Source organism: Exiguobacterium acetylicum DSM 20416 (genome assembly GCF_000702605.1).
GTDB lineage: Bacteria > Bacillota > Bacilli > Exiguobacteriales > Exiguobacteriaceae > Exiguobacterium_A > Exiguobacterium_A acetylicum.
In genome coordinates this window covers 1978898-2000740 of record NZ_JNIR01000001.1, presented here as the reverse complement: position 1 = coordinate 2000740, position 21843 = coordinate 1978898, and the positions used below count along the sequence as shown (strand labels likewise).

The following is a 21843-nucleotide window of genomic DNA, read 5'->3' as shown; positions in this document are numbered from 1 at the left end:
CTTTTTTATTTAGGAGGGACAGTAGTGATTCGTTTACAAGACGTAGGAAAGATTTATCGCTCAAAGCGCGGAGCAGTCGAAGCCGTCGCGAATGTTGATCTGACAATCGAGCGCGGTGAAATTTTTGGAATAATCGGTTATTCCGGAGCAGGGAAATCGACCCTGATCCGATTACTGAATATGCTCGAAGCACCAACGAGTGGTTCGATCCAAATCGATGGTGTCGAAATGACATCACTGAAACCAAAAGAATTACGAGGCGTCCGCAAGAATGTCTCAATGGTATTCCAGCACTTCAACTTACTTTGGTCACGAACAGTCGAGGAGAACATCATGTTCCCGCTCGAACTCGGTGGCTTTCCAAAAGCTCGCCGCAAGGAACGGGTTGCGGAACTGATTCAACTCGTTGGTCTTGACGGACGCGAAAAAGCTTACCCATCGCAATTATCCGGCGGTCAAAAGCAACGTGTTGGTATCGCTCGGGCACTGGCATCAAACCCAGACGTTCTCTTATGTGACGAGGCAACCAGTGCACTCGATCCGAAAACGACGGACTCGATCCTTGAGTTACTCGTCGACATCAATGAAAAACTGAAGCTGACGATCGTCTTGATCACACACGAGATGCACGTCATTCAAAAAATCTGTCACCGGGTCGCCGTCATGGAAGCCGGTAAAATCGTTGAGCAAGGTCCGGTCGCAGAAGTCTTCCGTCATCCGAAACAAGCGATGACGAAAGAATTCGTCAAACAATTGACGTCGCCGTCGGAAAACGAGTTGACGTTCGCGAAACTACGCGAACGATACCCAACCGGAAAGATCGTTCAGTTGACGTTCGTCGGATCGACGGCGGAAAGCCCGATCCTCGCGGAAGTCATGAAGGATTCACCGGTCCTGTTCAATATCATCGGCGGAAACGTCGGTCAATCGCAGGAAGGGGCACTCGGTACACTGTTCATTCAGTTGATCGGGGAAACAGAAGCAACACAAGCGGTCATCACGAAGCTTCAAGCCAGTGATGTTGAAGTGGAGGTGGATCACCGATGATTTCATTCTTTGACAACCTAGACTGGGACATGGTGTGGGAAGCGACAGGCAGTACCGTCTATATGACGGCAATCGCTGGGGTTTCGACATTCGTTCTCGGTTTGATCATTGGTCTATTATTGTATGCAACAAACGAAGAGTTATTATTCAAGAATCGGGCGTTTTATTCAATCTTGAGCTTGGTCGTCAACGTTTTCCGTTCGATTCCGTTCATCATCTTACTGATCTTATTGATTCCATTCACGACAGCAATCGTCGGTTCGTTCCTCGGACCAACGGCAGCATTACCGGCACTGATCTTCGGTGCTGCACCGTTCTACGGTCGGATGGTTGAACTCGCGTTACGCGAAGTCGATAAAGGTGTCATCGAGGCAGCCGAATCGATGGGTGCGACGAAGTTCCAAATCATCTATAAAGTCTTAATCCCGGAAGCGTTGCCTGCCATCGTTTCAGGTATCACGGTTACACTCGTCTCACTTGTCGGTTATACGGCAATGGCCGGAGTAGTCGGCGGAGGTGGACTTGGGGACATGGCCTTCATCGAAGGATTCCAGCGTTCTCAAAACGATGTCATCGTCATTGCAACACTCTTAATCTTAGCGATCGTCTTCGTCATCCAAATCATTGGTGACTTGCTGATCCGCGCAATTGATAAACGTTAATTCGAATCTTAATCATATTGGAGGAATCATTCATGAAAACTTGGAAAAAATTCGTAGGTACTGCCGCTGTATCCGTTTTAGCAATCAGCCTTGCTGCATGTGGTGAAAAATCATCAGGATCAGGTAGCGACGACAAGACACTCGTCGTTGGTGCATCAAACGTACCGCACGCTGAGATTCTTGAGCACGTTAAAAAAGAATACGAAGAAAAAGGTTACAAGCTTGAAATCAAGAAGTTCCAAGATTACGTACTTCCGAACAAAGCACTCGCTTCAAAAGAAATCGATGCGAACTACTTCCAGCACGTACCGTATCTCGAGCAACAAGAGAAAGAAAACAAATCATATAAGTTCGCGAACGCAGGTGGCGTCCACGTTGAACCACTCGGGATCTACTCGAAGAAATACAAGTCACTCGATAAGTTGCCAAACGGTGCAACGATCCTGACGAGCTCAAACGTCGCGGAACGCGGTCGTGTCTTGACGTTCCTTCAAAACGAAGGATTGATTAAGCTTAAAGATGGTAAAACGACAGATGCACAACTCGGTGATATCGCGGAGAACCCGAAGAAACTTAAGTTCAAGACGAACATCGAAGCATCGCCGCTTCCGCAAGCTTACAAAAACAATGAAGGCGACGCCGTCCTCATCAACACGAACTATGCGATCGATAACGGTTTGAACCCGTTGAAAGACGCAATTGCTTCAGAAGATGAGTCGTCACCATACGTCAACATCATCGTTACACGTGACGGCGATGAGAAAGACAAGCGTGTCACAGCACTTCTTGACGTGCTGCACGAGAAGAAAAACCAAGATTGGATCCTCGACAAGTACAAAGGTGCGGTCGTTCCAGTCAGTAAATAAGTTCACCGAATCCGGCATCCTTCCTATATAATGGAAGGATGCTTTTCATTTGTCTGAAACAGGGGTTAGGGGGAATCATATGCAACGCATTCGTCAACTGCATCCGTTGACACTCGGGGTCTTGTTTGGAACGTTTTTCTCACGTCTCGGAACGTTCATCACGATGCCGTTCTTCGCCATCTACATGACGACCGTTTTGAAATTCGATCCGGTCGATGTTGGCTGGGTCCTCAGTATCTCAGCGATCGCCAGTCTTGTCATGAGCTTCATCGGCGGTACATTGTCGGACCGGTATGGTCGCCGGGCGATGATGCTCGCCGGAACGATTGGGTTCGCGATCGTCTTCATTGCGCTGGCACAAGTCGAGACATTTTGGGCGTTCTTTACGCTCAGTGCTTTAAACGGAGTCTGTCGCTCAATCTTCGAGCCATCTGCTCGTGCCTTGATCAGTGATACGACGGACGAAGCGAACCGATTATTCGTCTTCAATATCCGTTACGCGATGATCAACATCGCAGCAGCGATCGGACCGGGAATCGCCTTACTGCTGAGTGCGGGGAACACGTCAGCGACGTTTTACATCACGGCGTTCGTCTATATCGTGTACGGGGTGATGATTGGATTCTTATTCAAACGTCATCCGATCACCGAGACGCACGGTGGCAAGAAGGTCTCGTTCGGAGCGACGGTTCGTCTGTTACGGACGGACATCGCCTTTACACTCGCACTCGCCGGCATTATCTTCGGGGTCTTTGGTTACAGCCAGTTCAACTCGACCTTGCCACAGTTCTTGACGGAGACGTCACTGCTTGAAGGCGGAAAGACACTCTATGCGATCTTGATCACGATCAATGCGATCACCGTCTTGATCGTGCAGTATCCGATCATGAAGTTCGGTGTCAAAACGTCACCGCTCGTCTCGATCACGACCGGGATTGCGACAGTTGCGATCGGATTGTTCATCATCGGTAATGTGAGTTCAATTTGGCTGATGGTTGTCGCGATGGTTATCTTCACGTGCGGGGAAGTCATGATGTTCACGATGACCGACATCTTGACCGATCGGTTTGCCAAACCGGAATTACGGGGCAGTTATTTCGGGGCGATGGGCTTGACGTCGATCGGACAATCCATCGGTCCGATCGCCGGAGGACATTTGTTAAGTTTATATGGAGCGGACCGTCCGTTACCGATTTTCGGGATATTAGCGGGCTTGACATTATTCGGAATACCACTACTCTTACTGTCACAACGGATTCATCGGGGTTCGACGATCGAGGAACTGGAGGAACCGGTGAAACTTTCGAATGATTCTCAACAAAACGCATGATTTTGAGAAAAATCAGCGAGCGATGACGCTTGAATAATACGCCATGTTTCTTTAAGATTAGAATGATACTAAATTAGTAACGCTCGTGTTCTGAATCGTCAGTCACGAAATGAATAGATGGAGGGATTCTAACATGAAGGCTTCACACTTGAAGATTGAAGATCTACACGTCGCGATCGACGGCAAGGAAATCTTGAAAGGCGTCAACTTGGAAATCAAAGGCGGGGAAATCCACGCGGTCATGGGACCAAACGGGACAGGTAAATCAACACTCGCATCAGCATTGATGGGTCACCCGTCGTACGAAGTGACATCTGGTTCAGTCACACTTGACGGCGAAGACGTCCTCGACATGGAAGTCGATGAGCGCGCACAAGCGGGTATGTTCCTCGCAATGCAGTACCCAAGTGAAATCAGTGGTGTCACGAACTCAGACTTCCTTCGTTCAGCGATTAACTCGCGTCGTGAAGAAGGCGATGAAATCTCACTCATGAAGTTCATCCGTGAGCTTGATTCACAAATGGGTCTTCTCGAGATGCCTTCAGAAATGGCACACCGTTACCTCAACGAAGGTTTCTCTGGTGGAGAAAAGAAACGTAACGAAATTCTTCAAATGATGATGCTTAAACCAGCAATCGCGATTCTTGATGAAATCGATTCAGGTCTTGATATCGATGCATTGAAAGTCGTCGCAAAAGGTGTCAACGAAATGCGTTCACCTGAATTCGGTTGCTTGATCATCACGCACTACCAACGTCTCTTGAACTATATCGAGCCAGACTTCATCCACATCATGATGGGCGGAAAAATCGTCATGTCTGGTGGTAAAGAACTCGCACACCGTCTCGAAGCAGAAGGTTATGACTGGGTTAAAAAAGAACTCGGCATCGAAGACGTCGAAATCGAAACAAAAGCGTAAGACGAGGGAGGAAGCATGATGACTGTAGAACTGAATCTTGCAGTAAATCGCGAGGCAGTGGCAGAACGTGCGACTCGCTTAGGGGAACCATCTTGGATGGTCGCAAAGCGTCAAGACGCGCTTGATCTTGCCCCAACGCTCGCATTGCCAAAAGTAGAAAAAATCAAGATCGAAGGCTGGAACTTCACAGAAGGTACGACGGAACTCGAAACCGTCACTGGTCTTTCTTCAGATATCGAAGCATTGATCGGCGAAAACCGTGATCACATGCTCGTCACGCGTAACGGACAACTCGTTCATGCGCAAAACAGTGAAGCGGCGAACGGCGTCATCTTCACGACGCTCGAAGACGCATTAAAACAACATCCGGAACTCGTCGAGAAGTACTTCATGACGGAAGGTGTTCAAGTCAACGAAGATCGTCTTTCGGCATTAAACGCGGCACTTCGTAACGGCGGTACGTTCCTCTATGTACCAAAAGGCGTCAAGCTTTCTGTACCGATGCAAGCGATCTATACGCTTGAGCAATCAGGCGCAGCGCTTTACCATCACGCGATCATCGTCGCAGACGCGGACAGCGAATTGACGTATATCGAAAACTTCGTCTCTTACGGGGATGAAGCGCATAACGTCAACGTCGTCACAGAAGTCTTCGTCGAAGACAACGCAAAAGTTCTCTTCGGTGGTGTCGATACGCTATCTAAGGGTGCGATCACGTATATGAACCGTCGTGGTGTCGTCAAACAAGGCGCGAAGCTTGAATGGGCACTCGGTCACATGAATGACGGTCACACGGTCACAGAAACAAAAACACATCTCGTCGGAAACGATTCGTTCTCAGATACGAAAGCCGTTACGGTCGGTCGTGGAGAGCAAAAACAAAACTTCAACGTCCGGACGGATCACTTCGGTAAAGGATCAGAAGGTTTCATCTTGATCCACGGTGTCCAAAAAGATTCAGCAACATCGATCTTCAACGGAACGTCGATGATTCATCACGGTGCTTCAAAATCAAACGGCGTTCAAACGGAACGTGTCCTCATGTTGTCTGAAAAGGCACGTGGTGATGCGAACCCGATCCTCTTGATCGATGAGGATGACGTCATGGCAGGACACGCGGCATCTGTCGGTCGTGTCGATGAACTACAACTCTACTACTTGATGAGCCGTGGCCTTTCACGGAAGGAAGCAGAACGCCTCGTCGTTCACGGATTCCTCCAGCCAGTCGTCTCGGAACTTGCGATTGACTCGGTGAAAGAACGTCTCGTTCAAGTCATCGAAGGGAAAGTAAACTAATATGGGAATCGATGCATCCATCCGCAATCAGTTTCCGATTCTCGACCAACAGGTCAACGACCGGAAACTCGTCTATCTCGATAGTGCGGCCTCTTCGCAGAAGCCGCTCGTCGTCATCAATGCGATTGACGACTACTATAAGACGATTCATTCGAATGTGCACCGTGGCGTCCATACGCTCGGAACACGAGCGACGGATGCGTACGAAGGTGCGCGTGAGAACGTTCGTCGTTTCATCCAGGCGCAACACCATGAAGAAATTATCTTTACCCGCGGCACGACGACGGCGATCAACATCGTCGCGTCAAGCTACGGCATGGAGCATGTCGAAGAAGGCGACGAAATCGTCGTCACGTACCTCGAACACCATGCGAATCTCATTCCGTGGCAACAAGTCGCTAAACGCAAAAAAGCGAAGTTGAAATACGTTGATTTGACAGCGGATGGTCGCGTGACGGTCGAAGCGGTCGAAGCACAACTGTCCGACCGGACGAAGATTGTCGCGATGGCACATGTCTCGAACGTCCTCGGTACGATCAATCCGATCAAAGAAGTCGCTCGTCTTGCACACGCTCGCGGTGCCGTCATGGTCGTCGATGCTGCGCAAAGTGCACCGCATCAGCGGATCAATGTCATGGATCTCGATTGTGACTTCCTCGCCTTCTCTGCACATAAGATGTGTGGTCCGACAGGCGTTGGTGTCCTTTACGGGAAAAAGGCATTACTCAATGCGATGGAACCAGTCGAATTCGGTGGTGAGATGATTGATTACGTTGGTCTTGAAGAGTCGACGTTCAAACCGTCTCCATATCGTTTCGAAGCGGGTACACCAATCATCGCTGGTGCCGTTGGTTTATCAGCAGCGATTGATTTCTTAGAAGAGATTGGTCTAGAGAACGTCGAAGCACACGAACGTGAACTCGCGCAGTACGCGATGGCACAAATGCGTGACATCGACGGACTCACGATCTACGGTCCGGAAGAACGCGTCGGACTCGTCACGTTCAATCTCGGTGATGTCCATGCACATGACGTCGCAACCGTCCTTGATATGCAAGGAATCGCGGTTCGCGCCGGTCACCATTGTGCACAGCCCCTGATGCGTTGGCTCGGAGCGAGCTCGACGGCTCGCGCTAGCTTCTATCTCTACAACACGAAAGAAGAGGTTGACGCACTCGTGACAGGACTTCGCCAAACGAAGGAGTATTTCAGTCATGGATTTTAACAATCTCGATCACTTGTATCGTCAAGTGATCATGGATCATTATAAAACTCCCCGAAATCGCGGTGCGATCGAGGGGGGCGTCACGATCGACATGAACAATCCGACGTGCGGCGATACGATTCGTCTCCAGCTCGCGATTGAAGACGATGTCGTCCGTGATGCGAAATTTGACGGGGAGGGCTGCTCGATCAGCATGGCGTCTGCTTCAATGATGACGCAACTCGTCAAAGGTAAGACTATCGAAGAAGCCTTACGACTCGCGGATATCTTTTCGGACATGGTCCAAGGAAAAGACTATGACGACGAATCGTTCGACCTCGGGGACGTCGAGGCACTCTCGGGTGTCACGAAATTCCCGGCACGGATCAAATGTGCGACACTTGCCTGGAAGGCGCTCGAACGCGGCGTAGAAGAAGGGAAGTAAACTTCGGTCACAAGCAAGTAAGAGGAGGAAATGAACATGGCAAAGAACATGCCGGAAATTGGCGATTATAAATATGGTTTCCACGATCGCGATATCTCGATCTTCCGTTCTGGACGTGGCTTGACGACTGAAGTCGTCGAAACGATCTCGAAAATGAAGGAAGAACCACAATGGATGCTTGATTTCCGTTTGAAATCACTCAAGATCTTCAACGAACAAGCAATGCCAGCGTGGGGTGGCGATCTCTCAGAATTGAACTTCGACGACATCACGTATTACGTCAAGCCGTCTGAACGGGCAGAGAAATCGTGGGATGAAGTACCAGAAGAAATCAAACGTACGTTTGACAAACTCGGTATTCCAGAAGCAGAGCAAAAATACTTGGCAGGTGTCTCGGCTCAGTACGAGTCAGAGGTTGTCTACCACAACATGAAAGAAGACCTCGAAGAAATCGGTGTCGTCTTCAAAGATACAGATACAGCGTTAAAAGAGAACGAAGATATTTTCCGTGAGTACTTCGGGAAATTGATTCCGCCAACAGACAACAAGTTCGCAGCTTTGAACACAGCGGTCTGGTCAGGTGGATCGTTCATCTACGTACCAAAAGGTGTTAAAGTCGACACGCCGCTTCAAGCCTACTTCCGGATCAACTCGGAAAACATGGGTCAATTCGAGCGGACGTTGATCATCGTTGATGACGAAGCATCGGTTCACTACGTCGAAGGATGTACAGCACCGGTCTACACGACGAACTCGCTTCACTCAGCGGTCGTTGAGATCTTCATCAACAAAAACGCTTACTGCCGTTACACGACGATCCAAAACTGGGCGAACAACGTCTACAACCTCGTTACGAAGCGTGCAATCTGTGAAGCTGGCGCAACGATGGAATGGGTCGATGGTAACATCGGTTCGAAACTGACGATGAAATACCCAGCCGTCATCCTCAAAGGTGAAGGTTCACGTGGTATGACATTGTCAATCGCAATCGCAGGTAAAGGTCAACACCAAGATGCGGGTGCGAAGATGATTCACTTAGCACCGAACACGTCGTCGACGATCGTCTCGAAGTCGATTTCAAAACACGGTGGTAAAGTCACGTACCGTGGTATCGTTCACTTCGGACGTAAAGCGACAGGCGCACGTTCGAACATCGAATGTGATACGCTCATCATGGATAACCAATCGACGTCGGATACAATTCCGTACAACGAAATCCTCAACGATAACATTTCGCTCGAGCACGAAGCGAAAGTCTCGAAGGTCTCGGAAGAGCAATTGTTCTACCTCATGAGCCGCGGGATCTCACAAGAGGAAGCAACGGAAATGATCGTCATGGGCTTCATCGAGCCATTCACGAAAGAACTTCCAATGGAATATGCGGTCGAAATGAACCGTCTCATCAAGTTCGAGATGGAAGGTTCAATCGGATAATTCGTCTTACTCTCTCATCTGCGGATGAGGGAGTTTTTTTATGGAGTTATAATTGGGGTAAAGAGTGAAAAAGGAGGGGTTACTATGCGTGACGTCGTTTATTCCTTTCAAGTCTCACTCGACGGTTATATCGAGGATGCGTCAGGCAGTATCGATTTCGCTTCACCGGACGCAGAATTACATCAATATTTCAATGACTACGAGAAAGCGTTTGATACCCATGTCTACGGACGTCGTTTGTACGAGATGATGCAGTACTGGGAGACAGCGGATCAGGAAGATGAGCCGATTGTCGTGGAGTATGCGAAAACCTGGCAATCGCTTGAGAAGATCGTCTTCTCGCGTACGCTTGATTCCGTCACAGGAAATGCGCGTCTTGCGACTCAGTCACTTGCGGAAGAACTTCAAGCATTAAAATCCTTGCCTGGAAAACAGATTGCGATTGGTGGGGCGACACTTGCTGCTGAAGCAATTGAACTCGGACTCGTCGATCGCTATCATGTCGTGATCTATCCTGTTCTGCTCGGTAGTGGAAAACGGATGTTTCCGGTGTTCAATCAACCACAGACGCTACAGTTAGTTGAAACACGTGTCTTTGCTTCCGGATGTATCGCGTTAGCTTACGAAAAAATCTAATCTTCACAAAAAAGAGTCTCTTATTTCAAAAGGGATTCTTTCAGATTGAAGACAAAGTGCAATTTTTCTCTAATGAGAAGGATTGCGCTTTTTTGTTCATCTCGAATCGTTTTCCTGGGACAAGCATCACGCCGCTTCGCTTCGCTGCAGGGTCGCTCTTGCTTGTTTTTCCCTAGGAAGCGATTTCGAGCGAACAAAACACTTCTGTCTTTTTTCTTCAAGCTATTAAGAACAGAAAAGCAGCATGATGTTTCAGCAGATAGGTATAAGAAGAATCCTCATTTCAAAATAGATTCTTTTTCGTTACATCCGATAAAATTTGGATATTATCATTTAATTTGGACGAAAATAGATTATAATAACTTTTGTGAAAAAATATATAAACATGATTAAGGTGTGAAAAAATGAAATTTTATCAAGAAATTCCTGTCATTCGATCGATTGCGGCAATCATGGTCGTTGCTGTCCATGTCATCGCAGGTCTGTATCATTCGAAAGGGGAATTCGAAAATGAAGCGATTGGTTACATCGATCAATTTTCTCGGATTGGTACGCCAATTTTTGCTATCATCAGTGCGTTTCTGTTGATGTCGATGGTCCAGCGCAAAGGATTCGATTTTGGAACATTCGTCAAGTCACGTTTCTCTAAGATCTTTATTCCTTATCTGATTTGGAGCACGATCTACCTCGTGTATCGTTATCATGTAGAAGATAGTCTAAAACCAGGTATGCCGCTATCAGATTACTTCCTCTATGGAACGGCGAACTTCCATCTGTATTTCATTTTGACGGTACTTCAGTTTTATGTCGTATTTCCGGTACTTGCACGACTTAAGAAAGGAACATTGCTACTTGTCGCAACAGTGGCGGCAATGGGCGTCAACTACTTCTGGCTGACATCAGGAAGCTTAACGACGGACATCGCGTTTCTCGATCGACTCGTCAATAGCCGCTCTTTCTTACTCAACTGGATCGCCTATTTCATGATGGGGATTACATATGCCGTCTATTATGAAGAGATTCAACAGATCCTAAAGCGTCATCGGACAATCTTGTTATTAATCAGTGGCTTGATCATCCTTGATATCTGGGTCAGCATTGATTTAGAGCGGACGTACACGTCGACGAACATTTCGAACCTTGTGTACATCCCGTTCGTTCTCGTCGTCTTGAACTACGTCTTCCGTCGTGTCCGGATGGATGCGACAGCGATGCGCATCTTCCAGACGATCGGAACGCATTCGATGGGCATCTATCTAATTCATCCGCTCGTCATCCGCGGAATTGGTCGGACGGATCTCTTCGCTTACTTCGACTCTGCGAGTATGTTCATTTGTGCGATGATCGTCACACTTACGGCTTCGATTTCTGTCTCTTATGTGATCAGTCTTTTGCCGTACGGAAACTATATCGTTCCGGTTCCAAAACGAAGAGCGCCTGCTCCGAAAATGGTCGAGGCACAGTCTACTGCTTCATGATAAGAACGATTGACTAGGCATCCTTTTCCTTCCTACATGAGTAGGGAGGAGAGGGGTGTCTTTTTCTGAAAAAAGAGTGTTTGCTTAGGAAGCATTGAAGAAGAAATCCCGGATTCTGCTATGCTATGATGAATAGGTAGAATAGTACACGTAAGGGGGAGGAGAGCATGATATATATCGGTGTCACAGGCTGGGGAGATCATGATAGCCTCTACTTGACCCCGCAAGATCGTAAAGAGAAACTGGCTGCCTATGCCGGGCATTTTCCAGCAGTCGAGGTCGACTCGACATTCTATGCGATTCAACCGGAACGAAACTACGAGAAATGGGTATCCGAGACACCGGATAGTTTCCGCTTCATCGTCAAAGTCCACCGGGCGATGAGTGGGCACGACCGGGAAAACAAAGATCCACTCGGTCCGATTTTTGAACAATATATCGCGTCGATCGAACCGATGCGAAAGAGTGGAAAGATTGCCGCGATTCTCGTGCAACTGCCACCCTGGTTCGATGTTAGTAAACTGCACTTAGAGTATTTGCAAACGATCCGAAAATCACTTGCCGGACTGCCAGTCGCAATCGAATTCCGAAATCCATCGTGGTATTCAGATGCTTATCGTGAGCGGACACTCCGTTTTCTGAAGGAACATCAGTTCATTCATACGATTTGTGATGAACCGCAGACGGAAGACGGTTCCGTACCGTTCGTACCAGTCGTGACGCAGGAGACGGCATTCATTCGTCTCCACGGACGAAATAAAGCCGGCTGGTTAAAGAAACCAGGTCAAAGTAGTGACGATTGGCGTAAAGTCCGCTGTCTCTACCGTTACTCGGAAGACGAGTTACAGGAACTCGCAAGTCACGTCCGAAACGTGGCGGCGGAAGCAAAGGATGTCTATGTTTTCTTCAATAACAACTCAGCAGGAGATGCTGCCCCGAATGCGAAACGATTAATCGAGATTCTCGATCTCGACTATGAACTCGCGCCGCGACAAATCTCTTTGTTTTAAATCATCAAGGGGGGCTTCTGCATGAAGTTACACATCATTCACTATAATGATTTGCACTCACACTTCGACATGTGGCCTCGCTACATGTCCTTCGTCAAGGAACACCGGACGTATGATTCGCTCGTTTTTGATCTCGGCGATCATGCTGACCGCGTCGATCCAGCGACGGAAGCGACAAAAGGAAAGATCAATACACATCTATTGAATGCGTTGATGCCGACCGCAGTGACGATCGGGAACAATGAAGGCATCACCTTTCCACACGACTGGTTAGCAGATCTCTACACGGAAGCGGACTTTCCGGTTCTCGTCTCGAATTTAGAAGCACCGTTTGCGAAGCAAGGTGTCATTCACGAATTACCGACCGGTAAAGTCGGTGTCTTCGGTCTGACGGCACCTTATATCGAACTTTACGGTTTACTTGGTTGGACGATCGAAGAACCGTTTGACGTCGCAGCGCGTGAAATCGAGCGGTTGCGTCAAGAAGTTGACGTCTTGATTTGTTTAAGTCACCTTGGTTTTTATCAAGACGAAGAACTGGCAATGCGTTTTCCGGAGCTCGATTTAATCATTGGTGCGCATACGCATCATGTCCTCGATGACGGTGTCGTCAAGAACGGTGTCTTGATCACGCAAGCGGGGAAACACGGTCAATATGCAGGTGAAATCTACATGAATACGGATACGGGTGAGAAGGAAGCGGTTCTTCACTCCTTACACGATTACGTCGAAGATGAAGCGACAGCGAAACTACTCGACCGGGAACAGTATCTCGCAGAACAACAGATGAAGGAGCCGATTGGCGAGACAGCGGGTCTAGCCAATGATTGGTTCAGTGAGTCGCCGTTCTCGCAATTGCTTGTCGAGACGATGCGCGACTGGTGTGACGCTGATATCGCATGTGTTCCAGCAGGTATTCTGCTTGGGTCACTTCCGCCAGGTCCTGTCTCTGCCTTTGATTTACATCGACTCTGTCCGCATCCGATCAATCCTTGTAAGGTGACGATGACTGGTGCGGAAGTCCAAACCTTCCTCGATGAAGTCAAGACAGATCAGTTCGAACAACTGAAGGTTCGTGGTCTCGGTTTCCGAGGTAAGTTGATGGGGCGGATGCATTATGCTGGTTTGGCGGCACATCAACCGCTTGAGCCAACGCGAAACTACACGGTCGTATTGCCGGATATGTTCACGTTCGGTCCACTCTTCCCAGCAATCAAAGAGATGCCAAAAGAATACTTCATGCCGGAATTGTTACGGGATTTGTTGTTCGAACGCTTATCGGAGAAGTCGGAATATAATGAATTGCATGTTCGCAAACGCTGATTGTTTGTTATACTAAAGCAGACATTAATTGACTTTTTGGGGATGAAGGGGGAAGCGAAACCATGGGACGCGGAGAAATCCAACGTAAACCGGAATGGTTGAAAATCAAGCTGAATACGAATGAAACCTACACAGAATTAAAAAGTATGATGCGCGAGAAAAAGCTACATACTGTCTGTGAGGAAGCAAAGTGTCCGAATATCCACGAGTGTTGGGCGGTACGCCGGACTGCGACGTTCATGATTCTCGGAAGTATCTGTACACGTGCGTGCCGTTTTTGCGCCGTGACGACAGGACGTCCAAACGAACTTGATCTCGAAGAACCAAAACGTGTCGCGGAATCCGTCCGTTTGATGAACTTGAAGCACGCGGTCATCACAGCGGTCGCACGCGACGATCTGAATGATTTCGGAGCAGGCGTTTATGCGGAGACGGTCCGTGAAGTCCGTCGGATGAATCCAGAAACATCAATCGAAGTCTTGCCTTCAGATATGGGCGGGAACTTCGAAGCATTAAAAACGCTGATTGATGCACAGCCAGACATCATGAACCACAACATCGAGACGGTCCGCCGTCTGACACCGACCGTTCGTGCGAAAGCCACTTACGACCGGACGCTTGAATTCCTTCGTCGTTCGAAGGAACTCGCACCTGAAATTCCAACGAAGTCGAGCTTGATGCTTGGTCTTGGTGAGACATGGGAAGAGATTCTTGAAACGATGGATGATCTCCGTGCGAATAACGTCGATATCATGACGATCGGTCAGTATCTCCAACCGACGAAAAAACACCTCGACGTCATCAAATACTATACACCACAAGAGTTTGCTGAACTGAAGCAGATTGCCCTCAGCAAAGGGTTCTCGCACTGTGAGGCAGGTCCACTCGTTCGTTCGTCGTACCACGCGGATGAGCAAGTCAACGCAGCGAAAAAGAATAAAACAGCACTTCCGATCGACTAATGATCAAAAACCGTTCGAGCAGTTGCTCGGACGGTTTTTCGTCTGCCAGGCGAAATGGAATATGCTATGATAAGAACAGCAGGAGGTGGGAATAATGATACAAGTCAATCGGGAACGTTATGAGGTCGTCGAAGAGAAGCGCGAAGGTTTTAATGAGGAAGCCTTCATCGGTCGTTTTAGCGATGTCCTTGAGAAATATGATTATATCGTGGGGGACTGGGGGCACGGTCAATTACGGCTACGTGGCTTCTATGAGGATCAACACGAGAAAGCAACATTTGATACGAAGATTTCGCATGTGGCGGATTATCTCTACGAATACTGTAACTTCGGATGTGCCTACTTCATCGTCAAGAAGATCGGATTGGTAGAAGGAGAAGAAGCACCACCTCGCTTCGACGGTTCTTCATCCAATACGTTGAAGTTGAAACGGAAGTTCGCACCTGCACCAGAGAAGACGGAAGGCGAGTAATCAAACTGTCATACAGAAAAGCGTTTCTAGTGGACGGAATTCGGCTATTACTATAAGTATCACGTACCTAATAGGGGGAACTATCCATGCGAATCGTTGGAATTTACTCATCCGTACCAGAAGTTGTTAGTGCCGTGCACGATCTCCGTGTTGCCGGTGTCGTCTCGACTGATTTAAAAGTTTTAGCACACGACAAATACGATCTTGAACAAATCGAGGAATTGGCGGATCTAAACAACCAACAGACGTCAACACGTTTGTCGCAGGAAGATCATCGTAATCTCTGGCAGGAAATCAAGAGCATCTTCAAAAAAGATGACACAGCTTCTCATGGAGACGCGATTCATGGAAGTGGCTTGACGAAGGAAGACGTCGATCGTGCGAATCACGCGGTCGAAAGTGGTCAATTCGTATTGCTCGTCGGTGATGAAGCGGATCAGCATTCAGAACGCCGTGCCCATGACGAGTCAGACAATACGAATGTCTTTAGCGGACCAAACACACTAAATGAACGAAACGATCGTCTCTTATAAGACAAACAGCCTTCGTCCGCGGACGAAGGCTGTTTTCATAGACCGATATAAGCGCGCAGATACATCTCGAGTTCCGTTGCCGCATCGTCTTCGACGTCAAACGCCGTCGCGATGTAGCCTGGTTCATCGAAATCATCCGCACCAATGATCGCAAACCGATTCGATAGAAGATTCAAGACGAGAATCTTACCGTAAAAATGTTCCGAATGCGTGATGGCGAGATCAAACCGGCTTGCTTCTCCAATCCAACTGACGAAGCGTGTCTTCGTTTGTTCGACATCATCATATAAAAAATCACGTTCTTCCATCATCAAGCTTCCCTCATTTCCCTAACGTCTGTTTCAGATTAAAGGGTTTGGGGGACTTTTTGCAAGTACGGTTTACGAGATAAGCTATGCTCGGCGATAACTTTTCGGATTGTCCGTGTTTTCGAACGCATGACGAGGGATGTCGTTTCAACGATATCATCCGTCAAGAACTTCACGCCATCGAGCATTTCGCCTGTCGTGACGCCTGTTGCAGCAAAAATGCAGTCGTCGCTTTTGATCAGGTCGTCGAGTGTTAAGAGTTGAAGCGGATCTTCAAGTCCCATCCGGATGACGCGAGCGGTTTCTTCTTCGTTCATCGGGTGTAAGCGGGCTTGCATGTCGCCACCCATCGCTTTGACGGCAGCAGCCGTGATGACACCTTCAGGCGCACCGCCTGTGCCGATGAAGATATCGATTCCTGTCGCAGGAGAGAGTGGTGCGATTCCAGCTGAGACATCACCGTCTTCAAACAGACGAACCCGTGCGCCCATTCGCATTGCAGCTTCGCGGAAGTGATCGTGACGCGGGCGATCCTGCATGATGACCGTGACGTCCTCAATCCGTTTATTGTTGTATTGAGCTGCTTTTTCAATAATGACTTCAAGTGGATCGTCGAGCGAGACGTGCCCTTTTAAGTTTGGTCCAACTGTTAATTTATCCATATACATATCGGGTGCGTGGAGCAGGGCACCTTGATCGGCGACGGCGATGACGACCATCGCATTACCGAGACCTTTGGCAACGATGTTCGTACCTTCGAGTGGGTCGACCGCGATGTCAACGATTGGACCGTTTGCTGTTCCGACACGTTCGCCGATGAAAAGCATCGGTGCTTCGTCGAGTTCGCCTTCACCGATGACGACCGTTCCGTTCATGTTGACCGTGTTCAAGACTTCGCGCATTGCAGTCGTTGCTGCATCATCCGCTTCATTTTTCTTACCGCGACCAATCCATTGAGCAGAAGCTAGTGCTGCTGCTTCCGTAGCGCGTACGATTTCCAGTGCGAGTTCCCGTTCCATGTATATAACCTCCACGTCACCAATGTGACATACTATTTTCAGCAAAAATCTAAATTGAGGATAACACATTGGGGAATGTGATGCAAATGACCTTTCTGCTTTTCAGGATTGCCGGATAACGATAAAATGGAGGATGTGAGGGGGAATGAAGATGTATTTCGTCAATCGTCAAAAAATCGAAGAGACGGTCGTCTGTTATGAGACGGCACTTCGACAAAGTAAGGAAGTTACGGGGGATCCGGTGACGACAGCACTGGCTATGGAGCGAATCGGTTTTTTAGTCATCGAGAGTGTCATCGACATCGGAAACAGTATGATTGATGGATTCATCATGCGGGATCCGGGAAGTTATGAAGATATCATCCTCATTTTAGAAGATGAGAAGGTGATCGATGGACCGCTCGCGACGAGTCTGAAGAAGCTTGTTGCGTTACGTACGTTGATCGTCCGGTCATTCACAGAGTCGAGTATGGCAGAGATTCGGGCGGTACTAGAGACAGAGGAAGCAGAACTACGTCGTTTCCCAGAAGCGATTCGCCGGTATATCGAGACAGAACTCGGACCGGTGTCTGCATTTTTACCAAACGAGGAGTGAGTCAGGATGAAGGCAAAAGGCTATTTATTTGATTTAGATGGAACGATGTACAACGGAACGGAACCGGTAAAAGAAGCGGTCGATTTCGTCAATCGTCTGCAAGCAGAAGGGATTCCGTATTTGTTCGTGACGAATAATGCGTCGATGACGGCAGAAGCTGTCGCGGAGAAATTACGCGGGATGGGTGTTCATTCTGATGCGAAGCATGTCTTGACGAGTGCGATGGCGACTGGTCGTTATATCGCTGATCTATCACCGAAAGCGCGCGTCTATGCCATCGGAGAAACAGGATTGATCGATGCGCTTGAACGGGAAGGGTTAGACGTCGTCGCAACCGAAGCGGCAGACTACGTCGTCATCGGTCTCGACCGTCAGATCACGTATGAAAAACTCGCTGTCGGTGCCCTTGCGATTCGTGCTGGTGCTCGTTTCATCTCGACGAATGGTGACATCGCGATTCCGACAGAACGTGGTTTCTTGCCAGGTAACGGTGCCTTGACGTCTGTCCTGCGCGTGACGACGGAGAAGGAACCGTTCTTCATCGGTAAACCGGAACCGGTCATGGTCGATATCGCAACGGAGATGATCGGTCTGTCGAAAGAAGACGTCATCATGGTCGGGGATAACTACCATACGGACATTCTGTTCGGAATCAATGGAGGCATCCGGACGATGCACGTCAATTCTGGCGTCCATACACCCGTCTTCATTCAAGGTCAGGATCGTCAACCGACATATATGGTCGATACGTTAGCTGAATGGATTCTATGAATCAAAAGATCCCGAACGAGAATTCGTTCGGGATTTCATGTATTAGAAGACTTGTTCGACTTCGACGACACCAGCGACTTCTTCAAGAAGGGCACGTTCGATACCGGCCTTCGATGTGATTGTTGAACTTGGGCAGCTACCACAAGCTCCCATCAAACGGAGTTTTACGATTCCGTCTTCTACATCTACGAGTTCAACGTCTCCTCCATCACGAAGAAGGAACGGACGCAATTTTTCAAGAACTTCATTCACTTGATCAAACATTTCCATGCGTAAACACATCCTTTCGTATAGTTTCATTGTAACAGGGTTGAAAAATGTTCTCAATCTGGAAAACTTGTATACTAAAGAGGAGTGAATTGAAAAGGGGGACTTCAAGATGGAAATCACGGTTTATGGGACAGCAGTCACTTGTCCGAGTTGTGTCGGGGCACCCAGCTCGGAAGAGACGTTCAGCTGGTTACAAGCCGTCCTTGGGCGGAAATATGAGCAAGCGATGACGTTACGTTATATCGATTTCGAGACAGCTGCAGCGGATCAATGGACGGAAGCGCTGAAAGAGGATGTCTATTTTTACCCGTTGATTGTTCTAGATGACGAGATGATTGACGAGGGGTACGTCAAACTAAAGACGATTACGGCGGCGATCGATGCGAAGTTAAGTCAAACGGGGTGAATGAAAAAGAGGTATCCCGAGTCGGATACCTCTTTTGCTCATTTAATCTTTTTGTGTTTCCATAAGACACCGGACTTCAAAAGACGTGGAACTTTCCCTGTCAGTGCTTGTTTGCCCATGACGATCCCAAAACCATCTGATTTTCCGAGGGAGCCGAGCATTCCACGCAGTTTGATTTCTGGCAGCTTCGGTAGCTTTTTCCCTTGCCATTTCGCTTGCAAGACGTCAACGACTTGTTCTGCTTGATGTTCTGCAAGTTGACCACTTGGTGCATACGGCAAGCTGGCACAATCGCCGATGACGAAGACGTTATCGTATTCCGGTACATGATGATGTGCCGTCAATTTGATTCGACCACCACTGTCTGCAGCAAAGCCGAGATCACGAACGACTTTGACCGGCTGCGTACCTGCCGTCCAAATCGTTAAGTCGGATGGATACGTATCGTCGCCATTTCGCACGTCGTCCGCCGTGACGAGCGTGACGTTCGAATTATTGATAACCTCTACGTCATGTTCTTCGAACCATTCCTGAACGTAAGACGAGACTTTGTCCGATAAGAACGACAAGACGGATGGTCCACGGTCGAACAAACGAATCGTCAAATCTTTCCGGCTCTCATGCAGTTCACTGGCAAGTTCGACACCGGATAGACCGGCACCGACGATCGAGACGACGGATCCCGGTGACAGGCCATAGATCGCTTGCTGTGTCTTCCTTGATTCTTCAAGTGTCTGGATGCTGTATGTAAACTCTTGAGCACCCGGAATGTTGTGGTATTTATCCTCACAACCGAGAGCGATGATCAAGTCATCATAAAATAATTCTGATCCGTCCTGCAGGTGGACCGTATTCGTCTCCGGTGAGATTTTGATGACATGTCCATATTTATAAGTAAGATGTTTCCCCTCCGGAAATTCAATCCGGACATCCCGATCTGATAATGTACCTGCTGCGAGTGCGTAATATTCCGTTTTGAGTGCGTGGTATGGCAGACGATCGACGAGCGTGACGGCAACTTCCTCGTCCTTGAACCGCTCACAAATCCGCATTCCACCATATCCTCCGCCGAGTACGACCAATTGCTTCATAACGTAAAATCCCCCTTAGTTCCCCTAAATCAGTCTGACCTTGTATAATACGACATGAGGCAGGTCGTTTCCTGCTTGAAGGAGGAAAAAAAGTGAATCCGATTATTGAATTTTGTATCAGTAATTTAGCGGCTGGTACACAGGTCGTCATGGAGCAACTCGAACGTGACCCGAATGTCGATGTTGTCGAATACGGTTGCCTCGGCTATTGTGGCATTTGTTCGCTCGATCATTTTTGTCTCGTCGATGGTGAGACCGTCGTAGGCGAAACACCGGAAGAGTTGCTCGAGAAGATTTACCTGAAAATTGAAGAGAACGAGCTGTAAACAAAGACAGCCAAAAAATCCCCTCGTTCATCTGAACGAGGGGATTCGTGTCCGTCAGCGGGCGCAGCTTTTCGGATCAGGCAGATTGTTGACGGCGCATCATCCATGGTCTTAGTTTCAAGAACAGTGGAATGAAGAGTGCCGAGATGAACAACGCCTTGATAACGTTAAACGGTAAGATACCGGCTGTGATCGCTGTCCATTTGACAGCTGGATCCGCCATGTAGTCCATACCGAGGAACCATGCATACGCTGGCAGGATCAAGATATAGTTGAGGATCGCAAGACCAAGTGCCATCGTGATCGTACCAGCGACGAGACCAGTTGCGAGACCTTGTGTTGATTTCTTTTTGTGGTAGAACCAGCTGACGGGAAGTACGAATGCGACGCCTGCAGCAAAGTTCGCGAATTCTCCGACCGGAACACCACTTCCGCGGAAGATATAGTACAACACGTTCTTCAATGCTTCGACGATGACGCCCGCAACCGGTGAGAACATGATCGCTGCGACGAGAGCAGGAACATCACTGAAGTCGATCTTCAGATAGTTCGGTAAGAACGGTAGTGGAAAATTGATTAGCATAAGAACAAACGAGATTGAACCTAACATTGACAGAGTGACCATTTTTTGTGTGCGTTTCATACGAGTATTGTCTCCTTTTGCTCGTTCCTCTCGATGAAGTATTGGCATGACTGCGACCATAAAGAAACCCCTATTGATGAGATCAACAGGGGAGAAGTCCGCATTAAATAAACCTAATCGATTGTTGCAAAAATCGATCAAATTCAAACTCATGCCGCCATCTTCTCCCATCCAGACTATACTGTCGGCTCCTGAATTACACAGAATCAGCAAATAGCGCCCTATTCGCTCGCGGGCTTCAACTCAAGAAGAGTTGTTTACCGCCGGTCGGGAATTTCACCCTGCCCTGAAGATGGAACGATTATTTTATTGTACATACCATTTATACAACGAATTCAAGATAGTTTCAAGCAACTAGGTTTCGATTCGCCCAAAAGTTGCGTATACTAAAGAAAAGGAAGGTGATGACATGATCCATTTAACGGAGGCAGCAGCGTTACAAGTCCAGGACATGATGGCGCAGGCACCAGCAGATGAACGGAATCTTCGGATGCTCGTCCAAGGTGGTGGATGTAGTGGTCTGTCGTACGGAATGGGATTCGATCAACAGAAAGAAACGGATCTCGTTTTCGAACAGCACGGCGTGACCGTCATCGTGGACGAAAAAGATTATCCGGTCGTCAAAGGACTGGAAATCGATTATAAGCAGTCGATGCTCGGCGGCGGATTTACGATCACGAATCCGAATGCTATCGCAACATGCGGTTGCGGGACATCGTTCCGGACGGCAACGAATGCCGGGACACCGGGTGGCTGTTAATGAATCCAATCGTGGACGATGTCCACGATTTTTTTAT

At 48.3% G+C, this 21843-nt stretch carries 26 protein-coding genes and 1 riboswitch; of the genes, 21 read left to right on the top strand and 5 right to left on the bottom strand.

Annotated elements, in window-relative coordinates:
• Window positions 1-24: 24 nt before the first annotated feature.
• From P401_RS0110680 to P401_RS0110605, 16 genes are all read left to right on the top strand, one after another.
• On the top strand, window positions 25-1047 hold the full coding sequence (locus tag P401_RS0110680) for a methionine ABC transporter ATP-binding protein (protein ID WP_029342433.1): 1023 nt from the start codon (window positions 25-27) through the stop codon (window positions 1045-1047).
• Entirely contained in the window at window positions 1044-1709 is a 666-nt protein-coding gene (locus tag P401_RS0110675) for a methionine ABC transporter permease (protein WP_029342432.1), read from the top strand. The genes P401_RS0110680 and P401_RS0110675 overlap by 4 nt, the downstream gene beginning before the upstream one ends.
• Before the next feature lie 32 nt (window positions 1710-1741).
• Window positions 1742-2575 carry a MetQ/NlpA family ABC transporter substrate-binding protein gene (locus tag P401_RS0110670; protein WP_029342431.1) on the top strand — a complete coding sequence of 278 codons (834 nt, stop codon included), beginning with the start codon at window positions 1742-1744 and terminating at the stop codon, window positions 2573-2575.
• Window positions 2576-2654: 79 nt separating this feature from the next.
• Window positions 2655-3905, top strand: a complete 1251-nt coding sequence (locus P401_RS0110665; RefSeq protein WP_029342430.1) for an MDR family MFS transporter — start codon at window positions 2655-2657, stop codon at window positions 3903-3905.
• A 133-nt stretch (window positions 3906-4038) separates the two neighbouring features.
• Window positions 4039-4824, top strand: a complete 786-nt coding sequence (gene sufC / locus P401_RS0110660; protein ID WP_023469158.1) for a Fe-S cluster assembly ATPase SufC — start codon at window positions 4039-4041, stop codon at window positions 4822-4824.
• Between the two features lie 18 nt (window positions 4825-4842).
• Window positions 4843-6120 carry a Fe-S cluster assembly protein SufD gene (sufD, locus tag P401_RS0110655; protein WP_029342429.1) on the top strand — a complete coding sequence of 426 codons (1278 nt, stop codon included), beginning with the start codon at window positions 4843-4845 and terminating at the stop codon, window positions 6118-6120.
• Between the two features lies 1 nt (window position 6121).
• A complete protein-coding gene (locus tag P401_RS0110650; protein WP_029342428.1) occupies window positions 6122-7345 on the top strand; it encodes a cysteine desulfurase in 1224 nt (407 codons plus the stop codon).
• Window positions 7335-7769, top strand: coding sequence for a Fe-S cluster assembly sulfur transfer protein SufU (sufU, locus tag P401_RS0110645; protein ID WP_023469155.1), 435 nt, complete (start codon window positions 7335-7337; stop codon window positions 7767-7769). Before P401_RS0110650 ends, sufU begins: the two co-directional genes overlap by 11 nt.
• 36 nt (window positions 7770-7805) lie before the next feature.
• A complete protein-coding gene (sufB, locus tag P401_RS0110640; RefSeq protein ID WP_023469154.1) occupies window positions 7806-9203 on the top strand; it encodes a Fe-S cluster assembly protein SufB in 1398 nt (465 codons plus the stop codon).
• A gap of 84 nt (window positions 9204-9287) precedes the next feature.
• Complete coding sequence (locus P401_RS0110635; protein ID WP_029342427.1) at window positions 9288-9839, top strand: dihydrofolate reductase family protein; 552 nt, start codon at window positions 9288-9290, stop codon at window positions 9837-9839.
• Between the two features lie 404 nt (window positions 9840-10243).
• A complete protein-coding gene (locus tag P401_RS0110630) occupies window positions 10244-11317 on the top strand; it encodes an acyltransferase (RefSeq protein WP_029342426.1) in 1074 nt (357 codons plus the stop codon).
• A gap of 167 nt (window positions 11318-11484) precedes the next feature.
• Window positions 11485-12327, top strand: coding sequence for a DUF72 domain-containing protein (locus tag P401_RS0110625; protein WP_029342425.1), 843 nt, complete (start codon window positions 11485-11487; stop codon window positions 12325-12327).
• A 21-nt stretch (window positions 12328-12348) separates the two neighbouring features.
• A complete protein-coding gene (locus P401_RS0110620; RefSeq protein WP_029342424.1) occupies window positions 12349-13650 on the top strand; it encodes a bifunctional metallophosphatase/5'-nucleotidase in 1302 nt (433 codons plus the stop codon).
• Window positions 13651-13712: 62 nt separating this feature from the next.
• Complete coding sequence (gene lipA, locus P401_RS0110615; RefSeq protein WP_023469150.1) at window positions 13713-14612, top strand: lipoyl synthase; 900 nt, start codon at window positions 13713-13715, stop codon at window positions 14610-14612.
• Window positions 14613-14706: 94 nt separating this feature from the next.
• Window positions 14707-15084 carry a YutD family protein gene (locus tag P401_RS0110610; RefSeq protein ID WP_029342423.1) on the top strand — a complete coding sequence of 126 codons (378 nt, stop codon included), beginning with the start codon at window positions 14707-14709 and terminating at the stop codon, window positions 15082-15084.
• Between the two features lie 86 nt (window positions 15085-15170).
• Complete coding sequence (locus P401_RS0110605; protein ID WP_029342422.1) at window positions 15171-15617, top strand: general stress protein; 447 nt, start codon at window positions 15171-15173, stop codon at window positions 15615-15617.
• A 35-nt stretch (window positions 15618-15652) separates the two neighbouring features.
• Here the strand turns inward: P401_RS0110605 and P401_RS0110600 are convergent, their stop codons facing one another.
• Together P401_RS0110600 and glpX are read right to left on the bottom strand one after the other, a co-directional pair.
• Window positions 15653-15928, bottom strand: a complete 276-nt coding sequence (locus P401_RS0110600) for a DUF3055 domain-containing protein (protein WP_034786088.1) — start codon at window positions 15926-15928, stop codon at window positions 15653-15655.
• Between the two features lie 35 nt (window positions 15929-15963).
• Entirely contained in the window at window positions 15964-16944 is a 981-nt protein-coding gene (gene glpX, locus P401_RS0110595) for a class II fructose-bisphosphatase (RefSeq protein ID WP_029342420.1), read from the bottom strand.
• A gap of 151 nt (window positions 16945-17095) precedes the next feature.
• Here glpX and P401_RS0110590 point away from each other — a divergent pair, with 151 nt between their 5' ends.
• Window positions 17096-17539 (top strand): DUF86 domain-containing protein, encoded by a 444-nt coding sequence (locus P401_RS0110590; RefSeq protein WP_029342419.1) that lies wholly within the window; start codon window positions 17096-17098, stop codon window positions 17537-17539.
• 6 nt (window positions 17540-17545) lie between these two features.
• On the top strand, window positions 17546-18310 hold the full coding sequence (locus P401_RS0110585) for a TIGR01457 family HAD-type hydrolase (RefSeq protein WP_023469144.1): 765 nt from the start codon (window positions 17546-17548) through the stop codon (window positions 18308-18310).
• Window positions 18311-18352: 42 nt separating this feature from the next.
• Here the strand turns inward: P401_RS0110585 and P401_RS0110580 are convergent, their stop codons facing one another.
• Entirely contained in the window at window positions 18353-18580 is a 228-nt protein-coding gene (locus P401_RS0110580; RefSeq protein WP_034786086.1) for a NifU family protein, read from the bottom strand.
• 109 nt (window positions 18581-18689) lie between these two features.
• Between P401_RS0110580 and P401_RS0110575 the strand changes: the two genes are divergently transcribed.
• Window positions 18690-18986, top strand: a complete 297-nt coding sequence (locus P401_RS0110575; RefSeq protein ID WP_029342417.1) for a DUF1462 family protein — start codon at window positions 18690-18692, stop codon at window positions 18984-18986.
• A gap of 38 nt (window positions 18987-19024) precedes the next feature.
• Here the strand turns inward: P401_RS0110575 and P401_RS0110570 are convergent, their stop codons facing one another.
• Entirely contained in the window at window positions 19025-20077 is a 1053-nt protein-coding gene (locus P401_RS0110570) for an NAD(P)/FAD-dependent oxidoreductase (protein WP_029342416.1), read from the bottom strand.
• Between the two features lie 92 nt (window positions 20078-20169).
• Here P401_RS0110570 and P401_RS0110565 point away from each other — a divergent pair, with 92 nt between their 5' ends.
• On the top strand, window positions 20170-20403 hold the full coding sequence (locus P401_RS0110565; RefSeq protein ID WP_023469141.1) for a YuzB family protein: 234 nt from the start codon (window positions 20170-20172) through the stop codon (window positions 20401-20403).
• Window positions 20404-20479: 76 nt separating this feature from the next.
• On the opposite strand, the gene P401_RS0110560 is transcribed toward P401_RS0110565, so the two are convergent.
• Window positions 20480-21046 (bottom strand): ECF transporter S component, encoded by a 567-nt coding sequence (locus tag P401_RS0110560; RefSeq protein WP_029342415.1) that lies wholly within the window; start codon window positions 21044-21046, stop codon window positions 20480-20482.
• Window positions 21047-21201: 155 nt separating this feature from the next.
• Window positions 21202-21344, bottom strand: a riboswitch (FMN riboswitch).
• A gap of 111 nt (window positions 21345-21455) precedes the next feature.
• On the opposite strand from P401_RS0110560, the gene P401_RS0110555 reads away from it, so the two are divergent.
• Complete coding sequence (locus tag P401_RS0110555; protein WP_029342414.1) at window positions 21456-21806, top strand: HesB/IscA family protein; 351 nt, start codon at window positions 21456-21458, stop codon at window positions 21804-21806.
• The last annotated feature ends 37 nt before the right edge of the window (window positions 21807-21843 follow it).

Coding starts and splice junctions, on each gene's coding strand:
- P401_RS0110675 (WP_029342432.1), top strand. CDS start 1,044: ATGATTTCATTCTTTGACAACCTAGACTGGGACATGGTGTGGGAAGCG.
- P401_RS0110670 (WP_029342431.1), top strand. CDS start 1,742: ATGAAAACTTGGAAAAAATTCGTAGGTACTGCCGCTGTATCCGTTTTA.
- P401_RS0110665 (WP_029342430.1), top strand. CDS start 2,655: ATGCAACGCATTCGTCAACTGCATCCGTTGACACTCGGGGTCTTGTTT.
- sufC (WP_023469158.1), top strand. CDS start 4,039: ATGAAGGCTTCACACTTGAAGATTGAAGATCTACACGTCGCGATCGAC.
- sufD (WP_029342429.1), top strand. CDS start 4,843: ATGACTGTAGAACTGAATCTTGCAGTAAATCGCGAGGCAGTGGCAGAA.
- P401_RS0110650 (WP_029342428.1), top strand. CDS start 6,122: ATGGGAATCGATGCATCCATCCGCAATCAGTTTCCGATTCTCGACCAA.
- sufU (WP_023469155.1), top strand. CDS start 7,335: ATGGATTTTAACAATCTCGATCACTTGTATCGTCAAGTGATCATGGAT.
- sufB (WP_023469154.1), top strand. CDS start 7,806: ATGGCAAAGAACATGCCGGAAATTGGCGATTATAAATATGGTTTCCAC.
- P401_RS0110635 (WP_029342427.1), top strand. CDS start 9,288: ATGCGTGACGTCGTTTATTCCTTTCAAGTCTCACTCGACGGTTATATC.
- P401_RS0110630 (WP_029342426.1), top strand. CDS start 10,244: ATGAAATTTTATCAAGAAATTCCTGTCATTCGATCGATTGCGGCAATC.
- P401_RS0110625 (WP_029342425.1), top strand. CDS start 11,485: ATGATATATATCGGTGTCACAGGCTGGGGAGATCATGATAGCCTCTAC.
- P401_RS0110620 (WP_029342424.1), top strand. CDS start 12,349: ATGAAGTTACACATCATTCACTATAATGATTTGCACTCACACTTCGAC.
- lipA (WP_023469150.1), top strand. CDS start 13,713: ATGGGACGCGGAGAAATCCAACGTAAACCGGAATGGTTGAAAATCAAG.
- P401_RS0110610 (WP_029342423.1), top strand. CDS start 14,707: ATGATACAAGTCAATCGGGAACGTTATGAGGTCGTCGAAGAGAAGCGC.
- P401_RS0110605 (WP_029342422.1), top strand. CDS start 15,171: ATGCGAATCGTTGGAATTTACTCATCCGTACCAGAAGTTGTTAGTGCC.
- P401_RS0110600 (WP_034786088.1), bottom strand. CDS start 15,928: ATGATGGAAGAACGTGATTTTTTATATGATGATGTCGAACAAACGAAG.
- glpX (WP_029342420.1), bottom strand. CDS start 16,944: ATGGAACGGGAACTCGCACTGGAAATCGTACGCGCTACGGAAGCAGCA.
- P401_RS0110590 (WP_029342419.1), top strand. CDS start 17,096: ATGTATTTCGTCAATCGTCAAAAAATCGAAGAGACGGTCGTCTGTTAT.
- P401_RS0110585 (WP_023469144.1), top strand. CDS start 17,546: ATGAAGGCAAAAGGCTATTTATTTGATTTAGATGGAACGATGTACAAC.
- P401_RS0110580 (WP_034786086.1), bottom strand. CDS start 18,580: ATGGAAATGTTTGATCAAGTGAATGAAGTTCTTGAAAAATTGCGTCCG.
- P401_RS0110575 (WP_029342417.1), top strand. CDS start 18,690: ATGGAAATCACGGTTTATGGGACAGCAGTCACTTGTCCGAGTTGTGTC.
- P401_RS0110570 (WP_029342416.1), bottom strand. CDS start 20,077: ATGAAGCAATTGGTCGTACTCGGCGGAGGATATGGTGGAATGCGGATT.
- P401_RS0110560 (WP_029342415.1), bottom strand. CDS start 21,046: ATGAAACGCACACAAAAAATGGTCACTCTGTCAATGTTAGGTTCAATC.
- P401_RS0110555 (WP_029342414.1), top strand. CDS start 21,456: ATGATCCATTTAACGGAGGCAGCAGCGTTACAAGTCCAGGACATGATG.